This window comes from Agarivorans sp. (genome assembly GCF_050295395.1).
Lineage (GTDB): Bacteria > Pseudomonadota > Gammaproteobacteria > Enterobacterales > Celerinatantimonadaceae > Agarivorans.
The window spans coordinates 1-14,430 of the sequence record NZ_JBNKPP010000039.1; the positions used below are offsets into that span (position 1 = coordinate 1).

The following is a 14,430-nucleotide window of genomic DNA, read 5'->3' on the forward strand; positions in this document are numbered from 1 at the left end:
TTCGACTCCGGGACCCGCCTCCATACTTACATCTCATTGTTGATTCCCTGCTCCTTGTAAGCTTAAGCATTCGCCCCTTTAAATAAATCTATTTTCAATCCTTACTCTTCAAGTCATTGTTACTAAGCTCTGTGTCTTTGCTATTTGCAGCAAGACTGTTTCTACCCGTCAGTTTCGCGCAGCTTCCTTTGAACTGCGCAGCGTTGGCCTCGCGCTATATATAGTTTGGCTTTCTCATCTTTTTAGCGACGGTGTATGGCGTGATTAACTCAGAATTTTTTAACAAAGTGTTTACAATTGTTGCGGGTTATTGATTAACACATATATTTATATAGTCGATATCATCAAATTGGGGCTAGGGAAGAGATGTCTGTTGGCGCTGAAAAGGAAATCACATTTAAAACAAGCGAGTTAATCATTAGCAAAACAGATTTGCAGGGAAAGTTAACCTATGCCAATCGAACTTTTATGCGTGTGGCTAATTACTCTGAACTCGATCTGCTAGGGCAAAATCACAACATTATTCGTCATCCTTCAATGCCCAGAGGCGTGTTTTATGGCCTGTGGAGCACTCTAAAGTCGGGCAGAGAGTTTTTTGGTTTCATCAAGAACTATACCTATGACAAGGACTACTATTGGGTTTTTGCTAATGTTACGCCCGATGTTGTTAACGGCAAAATTATCGGCTATTACTCGGTACGCCGCTCTCCACCTAAACAAGTTATTCCGAATATTGAAAAAATATACCTTCAGATGCTTGAACAAGAAAAAACTGTCGATAGGAGCCAAGCCTCAGAGTTCTCTTGGAACTGGTTGATGGACACTATTTTTAATCAGCATCAACAAAGTTATGAAGAATTTGTTCTGAGCTTGTATAAACAGCATCGTTAAGAGGAAGCGTTATGCGAACCAGCCAAGTAAGTAGGAATGTTTTATTGCTTAAACACAAGTTTATTGTGTTGTGTATAGTCTTTGTTGGAATGACAATTGGCTTATCGGCATACAATATTTATCTCAACGGGTTCAACAATGTAGACGCGATCACACCGGTTTTGGCCCTGCTGTTTGCGTTGTACGCCTACCAAGACCATCAGCATCCTATCAGGGTCTTAGATAAAATTCGCTTCGCTATTAACGAGGCCACTAAGGGTAATATCCATGTTCGTATTACTAATACTAAAGGCATGGGGGAAGTGGGGCATGTTGCTTGGGCCTTGAATGACTTGCTAGACATTGTTGAGACGAATTTTAAAGAGTTGTCTAATACCTTTCAGCGAACCGCTGATCATCAGTTTCATCGAAATGGCTTACATGATGGCTTGCCGGGAGAGTTTGCTGAAACCATGAAAAACATCAATGTTGCGGTGCAATCGATGCACGATGCTCATGTGTTTGACCGCCAAAATCGTTTACGCAGTGCTTTACATAAAACCAATACCAGTAATCTTTTAATTAACTTGAAAAATAACCAGCAAGAGTTGGTTACGCTGGCCGCGCAAATGGACGATGTGATTAACATCGCTAGTCAGAACCGAGACGGGGCCGAACAGAGTCGAAGCTTAGTGCATGATTTAAACGCGGCTTTAGATAATATGAATACACGTATGTCACAAATGGGAAATCGGGCAAATAAACTTGGTAATGACAGTACGCGTATTTCTGAAACTGTAAGCATGATTACCGACATTGCCGAGCAGACTAACCTGTTGGCGCTTAATGCCGCCATCGAAGCTGCTAGAGCCGGTGATGTGGGCCGTGGCTTTGCTGTAGTAGCGGATGAAGTAAGATTATTGGCAGACCGAACCCGTAAATCTACAGCAGAAATCAGCGGTGTGGTTGAGTCTCTAACGAGCCAAATTCAAGAGATGGTGTCTCATACCTTAGAAGTTGAGCAGCAAACTCAGCAGGTGAGTGAGACGGTAGAAAATTTCCATGTTAATTTTGCCCAAGTAGCGGATTCTTCCAATCAAACCATCACTCTAGTAAACCAAGCTAAAGACGCCTCTTTTGCCTCGCTGGTGAAACTGGATCATATTATTTATATGCAGAATGGTTACATTGCCTTAGAGAATAATGGTCAAGGAGAAGAAGCCAAAGCAGTTGAAGTAGACCATACCCAATGCCGTTTGGGTGAGTGGTATTATCGGGGACAAGGATTTTCAGAGTTTAGCCATTTGTCTTCATATCGTCATTTAGAAGCCCACCACAAAATTGTTCATCACTCTGTTCAAGAAGCTATGAAATTAGTATCACAGAACTGGCTAGAGGATGATCAAGTTCTTGAGTCGATAGTGAAAACCTTGGAAAAAGCCGAAAGTGCCAGTCATCAGGTTATAGAAAGTATTTCTAACATGATCTCAGAAAAACATCAGCACAGCTAAGCTGTTTAGATTGGCGATGGAATAATTCGTCGCCAATTTGTTGATAAAATATACTGACTGGTTGTTTTATTGGGCAGTTGATCGCTAAATGCTAGTTTTTAGTTGATCTGATCTTCAAATTCATTAAAGTAAGCGTCGTTCCAAAGCGAAAGCCTAGGAGTGAAATTTGCCCGGGTGGTGAAATTGGTAGACACAAGGGATTTAAAATCCCTCGTCTGAAAGGACGTGCCGGTTCAAGTCCGGCCCCGGGCACCAAATTTAAAAAAAACCAGTAGCTTAGGCTACTGGTTTTTTGCGTTTAGGGCTTAGCTTTGCTGAAACGAAGGGGGACTTAAGATAAAGCCCCACTATTTGTTTTAACGAGTAAAGCCATTAAATTGCTTCTCATGACCAATGCTAGACATGGCGCCATGCCCCGGTAAAAAACGATAGCTATCGTCTAAGGTATATAGCTGGGTTTTTATGGCATTAATCAACGTAGGGTGATCCCCTTTGGGGAAGTCGGTACGACCAATCGAACCCTTAAATAATACATCTCCAACAATCGCCAGTTGATGTTGGTGGTCAATGAATACCACGTGGCCGGGGGTGTGGCCGGGACAGTGGCGAACTTCTAATTGCAAACTACCTAAATCAATGAGCTCTTCGTGTTCTAACCATTGGTCTGGCGCAAAGCTGGCTACTTCAGGAAAGCCAAACATTTGGCATTGCATGGCCATTTTGCTTAGCCAAAACTCATCATCTTTATGTGGCCCAAGAATCGGCACTTGATAACGCTCTTTTAAGATACTCGCCGCACCTACATGATCTAAATGCCCATGAGTGAGCAAGATTTTGGTGACCTCTACACCGGCGTTAGTAACAGCCGATTGAATAAGCTGCGGGTCGCCGCCGGGGTCAACAATAGCCGCTTGTTTGGTCTCTTCACACCAGATTAAGCTACAGTTTTGCTGGAAAGGGGTAACCGGAATAATTTGATAAGCCATGATTTAATCTCTACCTTGTGACCTACTCTAGTGTACGTAACTAAGATAAAATTTCTATACTTACCAATAACTAAACGACTAATATCGCTAGTTGGGTTTATAATCAGTTCATCACTATTGTAGGGAGAATCACTTGATCATTAAGGATATTATGCAAACTCGGGTGGTCACCGTGGGATTGGACCAGCGTTTATTCGATATCAAAGATATTTTTGACAACGTGCATTTTCACCATCTGGTGGTATTAGATGACGAAGATTGCTTGGCGGGCGTGCTAACCGAAACAGATTTATTAGCCGAATTGAGCCCTTTTTTGGGCAAGGCGGCTGAGAGCCAGCGTGATATTAATACCCTTAGCCAACGGGTGCACCACGTTATGACGCGAGAGCCCTTAACTTGCCACACGTCTACCAGCATAGAGGATGCCGGTAGTTTGATGTTAGACAAGGGCGTGAGTTGTCTGCCTGTGGTCGATAATCAGAACAAACTATTGGGTTTAGTTACCTGGCGAGATATTCTTGCTAGCTTGTTAGCCGATGCAAGACGTTAAATGAATTCAACCAATAATTTTCAAGGCCCATTGATGTTCATGGGCTGTACTAGTGATGCTGGAAAATCACTGGTTTGCGCTTTGATGTGCCGTTACTTGGCTAATCAAGGGTTCAGCGTCGCGCCCTTCAAAGCTCAGAATATGAGTAATAACGCCGCCGTGACCCCCGAGGGAGGGGAGATAGGGCGGGCTCAATATCTTCAGGCGATAGCCGCTAAACAGCCAGCTTGCGCTGATATGAATCCGGTATTACTTAAACCCCACAGTGAAAAAGGTGCCCAAGTGGTGGTTAATGGCAAGGTGAGCCATGAGCTGCATGCTAAAGACTGGCACCAGCGTAAAGCGGTGTTGTGGCCAGCAGTGACTCAGAGCCTTGCTCGGCTAGGACAACGCTTTCCCTTATTGGTGATAGAAGGGGCGGGAAGCCCTGCTGAAGTTAACTTGCGTAAAAGTGATATCGTAAATATGGAGGTGGCGCTGCACAGCGATGCCTCGGTTTACTTGATCGCCGATATTGACCGTGGTGGAGCTTATGCGCATCTTTTGGGAACCTGGATGTGCCTTAGCCAAGCAGAGCAGGCCAAGGTAAAAGGCTTTGTGTTAAATAAGTTCCGTGGAGAGCAGGCCTTGCTCGAAGAGGCCAATATTTGGCTAGAGCAAAAAACGGGGATACCCATTGTGGCTGTTATTCCTTGGACTGCGCATCAGTTACCTGAAGAAGATAACTTTTTCCACCGCAGCACTTGGCAAGCTGATGTAACTAATATCGCCCTAATCGTGTATCCCTATGCCAGTAATTTAGACGAGTTTGACCCTTTAATTTATCAGGCGGGAGTGAATGTTGTTCCCTTGCGAGAAGCGCAAGATTTAAGCCAGTTTGACGCCATTATTTTACCCGGAACTAAGCACGTGGAAGCCAGTCGGCGCTTTTTAGCGGAATCGGGCTTAGAACAAAGGATTGTAGACGCCGCGAAGGCTGGTGTGAGGATAACTGGTATTTGCGGCGGCTTACAAATTCTTGGAGAGCAAAACCAAGACCCTCAGGGGGTTGAAGGGCATAGCTTCGCGGGTTTAGGTTTGCTTGCGCTGACTACTGAATATGTCAGTGAAAAATTGACTCAGCAACGTCAGTTAACTTGGCGAGGTGAGCTATTACGCTGTTATGAGATCCATCATGGTCAAACCCGTTGTTTAGAGGCTATCGATAGCTTTGTTGAAGAAGGTAATGGTTGGCAGAAAGACAATATTCAGGCTTGTTATTTACATGATCTGTTTACTAATAAAGCGTTTTGCCAAGATTGGTTAGAAGGTTTGGGTTGGCAGGGCCAGTGTCAAGACTGGCAACAGCAAACTAATCAAGAACTGGACCGCTTAACAACGCTATTAGCTTTACCTCTACAGCAAATTGCTGAGCATGCGGGGCTGCAGTCCCCGCTGCCTTAATCTAGTTAATCCACCCTTGCTCTCTGTAATAACGCAGTGCGCCGGGGTGCAGTGGCGCACTCAAGTTAGTGTTAATCATTTGCTGAACATTTAACTCGGCCAAAGCAGGATGTAGCGCTCTTAGGGTGTCGAGGTGTTCAAAAATAGCGGCAACAAAGTTATAGACTGTTTGTTCCGATAGCTCTACATCGGCCACTAGCGTCGCACTTACGCCAATGGTGAATACGTCCATGGGGTTATTATGATAGGTGCCGCCTTTAATGGTGACCGGAGAAAAATAGCTGTATTGCTCGCTGAGTTGCTCGATGGATTGTTTGGATAAACCCACGAGCTTGGATTCGCACATGGTAGTCGCCCGCGTGATTGAGGTATTGGGATGACCCACTACATAAATAATCGCATCGGTTTTACCACTACATAAGGCACGGCTTTGTTCATCGGGTTTTAAATGACTGACCTTGGAAAACTCGGTTTCTTGCCAGTTAAATTGTTTCATCAAGGTCTGCATGGTTGAATATTGGCCAGAACCTGCTGGCCCAAGATTGATAGCGTGGCCTTTTAATTGTTCAATTTGCTGAATAGCTAAATCGCCATTGACCAATACGGTTAAGGCCTCAGAGTATAAAGATAATAGTGAACGCAAGTTTTTATAAGGGCCTTGCTGAGCAAATTCGCCGCTGCCGTTGTAGGCTTGCCAATGTACATCGGATTGAACAATAGCTAGATCGACATCGCCGTGTTGTAGTGCGGTGATGTTATCGCTTGAACCGCCGGAGCTTTCCGCTGTACAACTTAATTTTCGGTGTTGGTTATTTTGCTCTAATAGACGACATAGCGCGTTACCAGTAGGGTAATATACGCCACTAACATTGCCAGTACCGAGAAAAAGGTACTCGTTAGCCGAAATGTCAGCGCTGGGCGAGGCCAGTAAAGCTGAGATTAACAACAGGAAAATTCGTTTCATTGATTCACCTAAAAGTATTTCCATCCTTAGAATACGCCCTCAATATACACAGTTCTGATGGAAAACGCTTGTGTAGAAAACCAAGTTGTGAGCTTGTATGCAATCGTTTTCCAGTACTGAATGGAACTGGACTTGGGCCAATTGGCTTAAATACCTAGCGTGATAACCGCGCAACCATTGCCGCTTAAATAAAATTAGCCACTGTTTCTATAGTTGCTGCGTTAAGCAGCGTATTTTCGCTATAATTCTATTTTAATCCAATGACCTACGGAAGTACCTCTTGCCTAGCCCAAGCATTAAAACCAGTAGTTTAGAAATTTGTTGTTATAGCATTGCCGATATTAAAGCTGCGATCGTGGGCGGGGCTGATAGAGTAGAGTTCTGCGCCGGTCAAACTGAAGGGGGAACTAGCCCCAGTTATGGTGCGTTAAAGCAAGCGAGCAAATATTTAGCCGACATTGATATCGTGGTGATGCTGCGCCCAAGAGGTGGCGATTTTTGTTATGACGCTGATGAGCTGGAGCAAATGCAGAATGATCTTGAGGTAATTAAAACGCTGGGGTTTAGCGGAGTGGTGCTAGGGGTATTAAACCATGATGCCACAGTCAATCTATCAGCCTGCCAGCGGTTAATTGATTCGGCAGAGGGGTTAGCGGTAACTTTTCATCGTGCTTTTGATTGCGTGGCAGAGCCCTATCTGTGCGCTGAGCAACTTGCCGAGCTGGGTATTAAACGAATTTTGAGTTCGGGCCAGCAAAACAGCGCGGAACAAGGCGCGGGTTTATTACAACAGTTGCAACAAGACTTTCAGCAGATTGAGTGGTTAGTCGCTGGCGGGGTGCGTCCACATAATATTGGTTTACTTAAGCAACAAGGGTTTCGTCATTTTCACAGCGCCGCCGCTAAAGCGCTAACTAGCCCATTTGATAGCCGTTATAGCTTGGCCATGGCCAGTAAGGGTGACGCCAAGAACGAACTACAGCGCAGTCAAGTATGTCAGCAACAAGTGTTGGAGATGAGCCAAGCGCTAAGAGACTCAGCATGTTAAGCAGTCTGTTTCATCGGGTTCGCCATTTTGCCTATTACTTAGCAAGCTCGATTAAAAACCGAGGTGTGGCTATGTTTGGCGCCTATCTGTTGGTGCAAACCGGTTGGTTAGTGGTATTTGCTCCGCTGTCCATCATGGTTAGCGAAAAGCTAATGGCTTGGCACGGTTTACAAGGGGTGGCAAATCAACAGCTACTGGGTTTTTTCTTATCTCCCAGTGGCTACTTGTTTGCCATTTGGTTTGTCGCAATGGCCTTGTTCAACTTCTTTTTACAGCAAGGGGTTGTGACCTTATTGCTGGCCCAGCATGAAGTTAATCGTCGCTCTGTATCACAGGCGATCCGCTTATTAATTACTCGTCTTTGGCTGATAGCCCGCCTCGCATTTTTGCAGTCAGCCCTGTTGATTAGTATCGCTTGTACCTTGCTGTTTTTAGGCCGTTGGCTGTTTGGCTTAATGCTGGCCGATTGGGATATTAACTACTATTTGGAACAGCAGCGTGACCAACTATGGTTCTACTTAGCTGTCTTCTGTGTAGGTGGTTTGCCGTTGGCTCTATGGCTGGGTTCAAAGTGGCTGAGTTGGTGGTTTGCCTTACCTTTTTGTATGTTGCAAAAGAAGCCTTTGCTTGCGCAACTGCGAGATTCTAGCGAATTGAGTTTTGGCCAACGTAAGCTGATTTTGCTGCTAAATGTGGTGTGGTTTGGCTTACGCGCTGCGATGTTGTTTTTGTTAATTGCTGGCATTATTTGGTTGATGCGCTTGAGCCTAAATTGGTGGACGCCGCAGAGTGTATCGGCCTTGTCGTTATTTAGTTTTGGTTTAGCGGTGATCAGCGGTGGCGCGATCATTAGTTTTGTTGATACTTGGCTATACGCCAGTATTCAGTTTTATCTGTTTAAGCTGTCTTTAAAACAGCAGCATGAAAGCCTGCATCACGAGCATCGCCAATTATTACGTGAGAATCATCGCCTGCATCTAGGCTTGCGTTTGATGTTTTTAGCGATGTTGCTGATAGCGGCCAGCGAAGTGAACGAAGATATTCAGGGTTTTAGCTTACGCTTCTCAGAACCTCGGGAAGTGATGGTGATGGGGCATCGAGCAGGGGGCTGGTTAGCCCAAGAGAACAGCTTAGAAGGTTTACAAAAAGCCATCAATCTGGGCTTACCAGTGACTGAAATTGATATTCAGCTGACTGCTGATGGACAAATCGTGGTGATTCATGACCGGGATCTGCGCCGTTTAGTGGGCGATGAGAGTGTAGTGCATTTAAGCAGCTTCGCTGAAATTCAACAGGCCTTTATCAAAGCGGGTTATAGCGCGCCGCAAGCCCTGCCAGTGTGGTTAAACAAAAGCGCCGGTAAAATCACTTTAAACCTAGAGCTGAAACGGTACGGTGATTCACTAGACTTGGTACCTACGCTTATCGCTGAACTCAATAATTATCCATACCCGGTCATCATAAGTAGTTTGGACGACCAGTTACTCAGCGCGTTAAAGCAACAAATAAAAGCGACACCTCTAGAACATCGCATTAAAACGGCATTTATCGCCGCAGCCAGTGTTGGCGAAAGCGCATTGTTGCAAAAGGCTGACATGTTGATAGTTAACCAACAATGGGTGAACCCATGGCGACTGTTACGCGCCCAGCAGCGTGGTCAGCAGGTACATGTTTGGACGGTTAACAGTGCCGTCGAGGTGGAGCGTTTGTATTACCTAAGGGTAAACGGCATTGTGACTGATTCACCTATTGTGGTGACTCAAACCTTAGCAGGCTTAGAGCAGCTGAGTGAAGTTGAGCATGCGGTGAATAGCTTGCGTTATTGGTTGGCATTCTAAGCCCTTACCAAGAAAAATAGCGTTCAAAGGCTAACCAGCGTTGGCGTTGTTGTTGTTGAGAGCTTAGGTAAAACTGCACAGTTTGTTGTGGACGGCACTGGTTTAACGCAAAAAGGTCGAGGCGGCTAATACAGCCCAATTTGGGATAGCCGCCCACGGTTTGCCGATCTACCGATAAGATGATTGGCAGGCCATTGGGGGGGACTTGTACCGCTCCTTGGGCAATGGCTTCGGACTCCAAAGATTTTGGAGGAGTAGCAAAGGCTTCACCCTCCAGGCGGATCCCCATGCGATCACTTAAATCACTGATGTGATAAGTTTGTTTGGTGAGTAAGTCAATTTGCTGGGGGGAGAATTGACTGAACTGGTAGCCCGGAATCAGTGCTAGCTTCAGTGGTTGTTGATAGTTGGGAACGAAACGCACAGGCGTTTGCTGGGTTAAACGTTTGGCAAATTGACTAACTGGAAGATAGGGCAGTTGGTCACCCATTTTTAAGGCTCTGCCGTTAAATGGCCCTAATCCTTGTCTGGGAGAACTGCTATAGCTGTTCAATTCTTGGTGCACACGTAAGCCACCTTGAATGGCTAAATAGCTGCGTAGCCCGGTGCGCGCAGCGGCAAGCTTGAATGTTTGCCCTGCTGATATATCGATGCTTTGCCATAAATTAACCTGCTTGGCCGAATTGGCTGGGCTAAGGCTTAGTGGCATGTTGGCCCCGCATACCGCGATGCGACAGGCGTGACTAAATTGCAGCTCTACACCGCCAAAGGTAATTTCTAGCGCAGCACTATTGGCAGGGTTGCCAACTAAACGGTTGGCCCAATTATAGGCGTGTTGGTCGGCCGCGCCGCCGGGGCTGACGCCAATATCCTGAAAACCAACTCTACCTTTGTCTATGACTAAGCTATGCGGGCCACTGCGCAGGATGTGTAAACTAGCCATGTGGTTGCTCCTGCGCTTGTAAAGCCAAGAATTGTTGATAGTCAATTTCAACGAAACGCACCTTATCACCCACGGTTAAGGGGCACATAGGCTGCTGATGTTTATTAAATAATTTGAGCGGACTACGGCCAATAATGTGCCAGCCTCCGGGGCTTTGGCTGGGATATACCGCCGTCATGGTTTCGGCTATGGCAACGCTACCCGCAGCCACATGACTGGCGGGGTTAGCTTTACGTGGCAGGGCTAAGCGAGAACTTAAACCCTGTAAATAAGCAAATCCCGGCATAAAACCAATGGTTTTTACTTGATAGTGGCCCTGTTGATGTAAGGCGATGACTTCGGCTGGGCTGAGCCCGGTGTGATTGGCAACATACTTTAAGTCGGGGGCGAGCTCAGTGGCGTAGCACACCGGAATGTCTATAGTCTTGGTTGTATTATCGCTGCTTGAGGTGGCCACAAATTGCTGCACTTTCAGGCTTAGCTGGCTTGGGTCTACATCCGCCGGACAAACACAAAGCAGGCTGGTCGAGGCCAAGATCAGATCACTAAGTTGCGGAAAGCTTTGCCGTAAATAATCGACCAGTTGCGGCAGTTGGCTGGCATCCTCTGCGCTATGGCTGCTAATGAGTAGGCTGTCTTCGTTAACATAGTCTAAGCAATACATAGGGCGTGACCTAGTGCTGGCTGCTGATGAGCTGCTTGATGGCTTGAATGGTACTCACCGCGACCTCGTTGTCGCCATGTACACAGAGTGTATCGGCTTGCAATGTTAACTCGCTTCCGTCTGCGCAAGTGACACTGGCACAGTCTAGCAGTTGTTGCACTTGCGCTAATACTTGCTGTTCTTCAGACAATACCGCGCCGGGTTCGCTACGTGCTTGGAGTTGACCGTTGGCCAAATAGCGTCTGTCACAAAAGGCTTCTTTGAGTAGTTTAAGTTGGTGACGCTGGGCGATAACCAGCAGCGGTTCAGCACATTGACTGGCATGAACCATTAACTTGAGCGGGCGCTTAAAGCCGGCCACCGCCTTACAAACGGCTTCGAAAATCCTGAGATCTTGGTGCATATCGTTATACAAGGCACCATGTGGCTTCACGTAGTGGAGTTTAACTTGGTGGTAGTCTGCCAGCGCCGCTAAGGCTCCAACTTGGGCAACAATTAAGCGGCTTAACTGCTCTGTCTGGTAGGGGATGGAGCGACGGCCAAATCCGGCTATATCGGCGTAGCTGGGGTGCGCTCCTACGCTAACTTGATGTTGCTTGGCTAACTGCAATGTTGCGCTCATTACATCGGGATCGGAAGCATGGCCACCACAGGCTATATTAGCTAAATTGATGTGCGGCATCAGCAGCTCATCAACGCCCATTTTCCATACGCCAAAGCTTTCACCCATATCGCAATTAAGTAACATATATCTCCTTAACGGTAGGCCTTACAGTGTTGTAGCAATAACTTAGAAAAGTGTTGTCCAGCGGGCCCCAGTAGCTCTGGTCTTGGCACTACCAAATAGGTGGTTAAAGATTTAGCGGCGCCGCCTTGAATGTTTAATTCCACCAAACTTTCTTCCTCAAAATAGCTTTGGGCAATATGCATCGGTAGCCAAGCAAAGCCCAAGCCTTGTTTTAGTACGTCTACTACTTGCTTAAAGCTACTAAAAGTCCAGCGTTGTTCTGCGCGTAGCCATCCGCGGTCCTGTTTGGGATTTTTGCCGGTATCTTTAATCACCAACTGCACATGCTGTAATACCTCGTCAATCGAGACGGGTTGCGGCATTTTGGCTAAGGGATGGTTGCGGTGAACCACTGGCACTAGGGTGACGGAATTGAGTGGCTCGCCCAATACACCTTGTGGCAGCTGGGCGGTAATCACCAGATCAAATTCGCCTTCGTGAATGGCATCGTCGGCACCGCTGACTACAGTGTCAATCACTTCGACTCGAGTCCCGCGGCTGTCGGGTAAAAACGCTTTTAAAGCTTTAATTACAGGAGCTTGGGGTTGCACAATTTCTACTGCTACGGCTAACTTGGGCTCCCAACCTTGTTCTAGGCTGGCGGCGAGGGTTTCCAAATCCTGAATGTTTTGACTGAGTAACTTGCTGCGCCTAAGCATGACTTCGCCCATTGGCGTTAGGTGAGCTTTACGCCCCTTCACCTCAAGCAACTGAATGCCCAATAAATTCTGTAGCTTACTTACAGCATGATTGAGCGATGACTGGCTTTTATTAAGTTGGCTAGCGGCTTGAGCATAGCCGCCATAATCCACCACGGCCTGAAAGATTCGCCATTGCTCTAAGGTGCTTTTAGCTCGAAAAGGCGTACTCATTGTAATGCTGTCCTTGGCAACTACTTGGGTTGTGCGTCAATGCTGCTGCCGGTAATACCGATACTGGCATCACTCATTAAATATAGATAACTGGGCATAATGTCGAGCGGAGTTTTTAAGCTCTGTGGATCTTCGCCAGGGTAGGCGGTAGCGCGCATTAAGGTGCGAGTGGCGCCTGGGTTAATACAGTTGCAACGTAAACCGGTTTTATCAAATTCGTCGGCAATTACCTGTGACATGCCTTCGATGGCAAATTTTGATATGGCATAGCTGCCCCAGTAGGCGCGGCCTTTTTTGCCTACGCCCGAGGAGGTGAAAATCAATGAGGCATTGGGGCTTTTAAGCAGTAAGGGAATCAGCGCCTGACTTAATAAAAACTGGGATTTAACATTAACCTGCATGGTTTTATCCCATTGTTCTTCATCAATTTGCACAAACTGGCTCAGCACTCCCAAGTGAGCTGCATTGAGTAGCGCTCCGTCTAATTTACCAAATTGGGACTCAATGGTGGCTGTCATATCAAGGTAGTTTTGTTTAGTTGCACCGGTTAAATCTAGAGGAATAATGGCTGGCTGGGGAGCGCCAAGTGCTTCAATCTCGTCGTATACCGCTTCTAGTTTGTGTACTGTTCTGCCGAGCAATATAATGCTTGCCCCACAACTGGCGAAACTAAGGGCCGCTTGGCGACCAATGCCGTCACCTGCGCCTGTGACAAGGATGACTTTGCCTGCTAGTTCGTTGGCACTGGCTTGAAAGTGTTGAGGAGAGATATCCGTGGTCATTATTAAATCCTTTAGATGTGCGTTAGTGCACAAATATTTGATTGATATTTAAACAAGTGTTTCAAAATCTGGTTAGACCTGTTGCAAAAATGTAAACGAGTAATTAAGGTCTCATTGAGAAATATACTATTAAAAGGAATTAGCTAATATGCGTTTGTCCCGAATAGCTACTGCGGTCACTTTATTTGCCTCTGTTACCTTGGCGGGTTGCGGTGGTGGCAACTCACCTTTTGATTTTGGTGATGATACCACGGTCAAACAGCCTAACTCAGTAAAAATTCGCTTTAACCCTTTAACTGGGGATGTTTCAACACCAAACAACTTACTGTTAAGTGGTAGCTTGGATGGTACCATCAATTTACCTGCTGAGGCAGCCATTGGCGCGACCCAAGAGTATCAGGATATTACTAAGGTTTTGGGCGCTTTAGATGGTTGGCAAACCAGCGTTCCATTTACTATTCCGCTCGCTTATGGCGATGAAGAGCAAGAGTTTAATCCCGAACTAGATACCGGTATTGATAGCTCAAGCTTTGCTGCAGGTGTGTTGTTATTTAAAGTCAGAGCCTCAGGTTTTGCTGATGACTGCGCTGATGTTAGTGAAAACGGTGGCAGTTTCTCGGCAGGGCAAACTTGTCGTATTGAAGAGCAATTGGTATATGGCGAAGATTATGTCGTGAGTTACCAAGCGGGTAATCTGATAGTCACGCCGCTGAAGCCATTTGCTCCAGCCACTTCTTATATGGTGGCGATTACCGAGCGATTGCTTGATGATAATGGCCGTCCGGTGGAAGCGGGCAGTGGTTATCAATTTTTGAGTACGGCACCTACAGCAGAAGACAGCGCTACAGTTCAGTCATTGAAAGGCTTAACAAACTGGAATAATGGCCTGTTAGCAGCAGAGGGCATTAGTGGCCAGATCAGCTATGCTGCGGTATTTACCACTCAATCGGTGGGCAGCGTATTAACTAGCCTACAGCAAGTCTACGGTGGAATGGCGTTGCAAGGTTTATTGCCTATCTCAGGACTTGTCGATACCGGTTATACCGCAGCCGATGTCGCTGAAGCGGCCTTTGGCAGCAGCCAAGCTAGCTTTGCCGCGGCCAAGTACCACTTGTCAGAGATAAAAGTGCCTTATTATATTTCTGATTTAGATGCACCCGATCCCACTGGTG

Annotated in this window: 13 protein-coding genes, 1 tRNA gene and 1 pseudogene; 8 read left to right on the forward strand and 7 right to left on the reverse strand. The window is 46.4% G+C overall.

The window, feature by feature from the left end; translation table 11 throughout:
* Positions 1-366 precede the first annotated feature (366 nt).
* The 3 genes from ACQY6Q_RS02500 to ACQY6Q_RS02510 all read left to right on the forward strand — a co-directional run bounded on the left by ACQY6Q_RS02500 (position 367) and on the right by ACQY6Q_RS02510 (position 2,636).
* Positions 367-891 (forward strand): PAS domain-containing protein, encoded by a 525-nt coding sequence (locus ACQY6Q_RS02500; RefSeq protein WP_427977478.1) that lies wholly within the window; start codon positions 367-369, stop codon positions 889-891.
* A gap of 44 nt (positions 892-935) precedes the next feature.
* A complete protein-coding gene (locus ACQY6Q_RS02505) occupies positions 936-2,381 on the forward strand; it encodes a methyl-accepting chemotaxis protein (protein ID WP_427977481.1) in 1,446 nt (481 codons plus the stop codon).
* A gap of 168 nt (positions 2,382-2,549) precedes the next feature.
* Positions 2,550-2,636: transfer RNA gene (locus tag ACQY6Q_RS02510), tRNA-Leu, on the forward strand.
* A 101-nt stretch (positions 2,637-2,737) separates the two neighbouring features.
* Here ACQY6Q_RS02510 and ACQY6Q_RS02515 read toward each other — a convergent pair.
* Positions 2,738-3,367, reverse strand: a complete 630-nt coding sequence (locus tag ACQY6Q_RS02515; protein ID WP_427977484.1) for an MBL fold metallo-hydrolase — start codon at positions 3,365-3,367, stop codon at positions 2,738-2,740.
* Between the two features lie 133 nt (positions 3,368-3,500).
* Here ACQY6Q_RS02515 and ACQY6Q_RS02520 point away from each other — a divergent pair, with 133 nt between their 5' ends.
* Positions 3,501-3,917, forward strand: coding sequence for a CBS domain-containing protein (locus ACQY6Q_RS02520; RefSeq protein ID WP_427977486.1), 417 nt, complete (start codon positions 3,501-3,503; stop codon positions 3,915-3,917).
* Positions 3,918-5,360 carry a cobyric acid synthase gene (locus ACQY6Q_RS02525; RefSeq protein WP_427977488.1) on the forward strand — a complete coding sequence of 481 codons (1,443 nt, stop codon included), beginning with the start codon at positions 3,918-3,920 and terminating at the stop codon, positions 5,358-5,360.
* A gap of 1 nt (position 5,361) precedes the next feature.
* Here ACQY6Q_RS02525 and ACQY6Q_RS02530 read toward each other — a convergent pair whose 3' ends face one another.
* Positions 5,362-6,324: a TAXI family TRAP transporter solute-binding subunit gene (locus tag ACQY6Q_RS02530; RefSeq protein ID WP_427977490.1), complete on the reverse strand. Its 963-nt coding sequence runs from the start codon at positions 6,322-6,324 to the stop codon at positions 5,362-5,364.
* A 280-nt stretch (positions 6,325-6,604) separates the two neighbouring features.
* Here ACQY6Q_RS02530 and ACQY6Q_RS02535 point away from each other — a divergent pair, with 280 nt between their 5' ends.
* Both ACQY6Q_RS02535 and ACQY6Q_RS02540 read left to right on the forward strand, forming a co-directional pair.
* On the forward strand, positions 6,605-7,372 hold the full coding sequence (locus ACQY6Q_RS02535; protein WP_427977492.1) for a copper homeostasis protein CutC: 768 nt from the start codon (positions 6,605-6,607) through the stop codon (positions 7,370-7,372).
* Positions 7,366-9,210, forward strand: a complete 1,845-nt coding sequence (locus ACQY6Q_RS02540; RefSeq protein WP_427977495.1) for a glycerophosphodiester phosphodiesterase — start codon at positions 7,366-7,368, stop codon at positions 9,208-9,210. The genes ACQY6Q_RS02535 and ACQY6Q_RS02540 overlap by 7 nt, the downstream gene beginning before the upstream one ends.
* A gap of 4 nt (positions 9,211-9,214) precedes the next feature.
* Here ACQY6Q_RS02540 and ACQY6Q_RS02545 read toward each other — a convergent pair whose 3' ends face one another.
* The 5 genes from ACQY6Q_RS02545 to ACQY6Q_RS02565 are packed head-to-tail and all read right to left on the reverse strand — an operon-like array spanning position 9,215 to position 13,258.
* Positions 9,215-10,153 (reverse strand): biotin-dependent carboxyltransferase family protein, encoded by a 939-nt coding sequence (locus tag ACQY6Q_RS02545; protein WP_427977498.1) that lies wholly within the window; start codon positions 10,151-10,153, stop codon positions 9,215-9,217.
* Entirely contained in the window at positions 10,146-10,817 is a 672-nt protein-coding gene (pxpB, locus tag ACQY6Q_RS02550) for a 5-oxoprolinase subunit PxpB (protein ID WP_427977500.1), read from the reverse strand. The genes ACQY6Q_RS02545 and pxpB overlap by 8 nt, the downstream gene beginning before the upstream one ends.
* 10 nt (positions 10,818-10,827) lie before the next feature.
* Positions 10,828-11,565, reverse strand: a complete 738-nt coding sequence (locus tag ACQY6Q_RS02555; protein ID WP_427977503.1) for a 5-oxoprolinase subunit PxpA — start codon at positions 11,563-11,565, stop codon at positions 10,828-10,830.
* 8 nt (positions 11,566-11,573) lie between these two features.
* A complete protein-coding gene (locus ACQY6Q_RS02560) occupies positions 11,574-12,476 on the reverse strand; it encodes a LysR family transcriptional regulator (RefSeq protein ID WP_427977506.1) in 903 nt (300 codons plus the stop codon).
* A gap of 20 nt (positions 12,477-12,496) precedes the next feature.
* Positions 12,497-13,258, reverse strand: coding sequence for a YciK family oxidoreductase (locus ACQY6Q_RS02565; RefSeq protein ID WP_427977508.1), 762 nt, complete (start codon positions 13,256-13,258; stop codon positions 12,497-12,499).
* Between the two features lie 148 nt (positions 13,259-13,406).
* Here ACQY6Q_RS02565 and ACQY6Q_RS02570 point away from each other — a divergent pair.
* Positions 13,407-14,430, forward strand: a pseudogene (locus tag ACQY6Q_RS02570) (VolA/Pla-1 family phospholipase); the annotation flags it as partial.

What these genes read in the sequence shown, in the direction of transcription:
- ACQY6Q_RS02500 (WP_427977478.1), top strand. Translation starts at nt 367, where the DNA reads ATGTCTGTTGGCGCTGAAAAGGAAATCACATTTAAAACAAGCGAGTTA.
- ACQY6Q_RS02555 (WP_427977503.1), bottom strand. Translation starts at nt 11,565, where the DNA reads ATGTTACTTAATTGCGATATGGGTGAAAGCTTTGGCGTATGGAAAATG.
- pxpB (WP_427977500.1), bottom strand. Translation starts at nt 10,817, where the DNA reads ATGTATTGCTTAGACTATGTTAACGAAGACAGCCTACTCATTAGCAGC.
- ACQY6Q_RS02540 (WP_427977495.1), top strand. Translation starts at nt 7,366, where the DNA reads ATGTTAAGCAGTCTGTTTCATCGGGTTCGCCATTTTGCCTATTACTTA.
- ACQY6Q_RS02565 (WP_427977508.1), bottom strand. Translation starts at nt 13,258, where the DNA reads ATGACCACGGATATCTCTCCTCAACACTTTCAAGCCAGTGCCAACGAA.
- ACQY6Q_RS02560 (WP_427977506.1), bottom strand. Translation starts at nt 12,476, where the DNA reads ATGAGTACGCCTTTTCGAGCTAAAAGCACCTTAGAGCAATGGCGAATC.
- ACQY6Q_RS02545 (WP_427977498.1), bottom strand. Translation starts at nt 10,153, where the DNA reads ATGGCTAGTTTACACATCCTGCGCAGTGGCCCGCATAGCTTAGTCATA.
- ACQY6Q_RS02530 (WP_427977490.1), bottom strand. Translation starts at nt 6,324, where the DNA reads ATGAAACGAATTTTCCTGTTGTTAATCTCAGCTTTACTGGCCTCGCCC.
- ACQY6Q_RS02515 (WP_427977484.1), bottom strand. Translation starts at nt 3,367, where the DNA reads ATGGCTTATCAAATTATTCCGGTTACCCCTTTCCAGCAAAACTGTAGC.
- ACQY6Q_RS02525 (WP_427977488.1), top strand. Translation starts at nt 3,918, where the DNA reads ATGAATTCAACCAATAATTTTCAAGGCCCATTGATGTTCATGGGCTGT.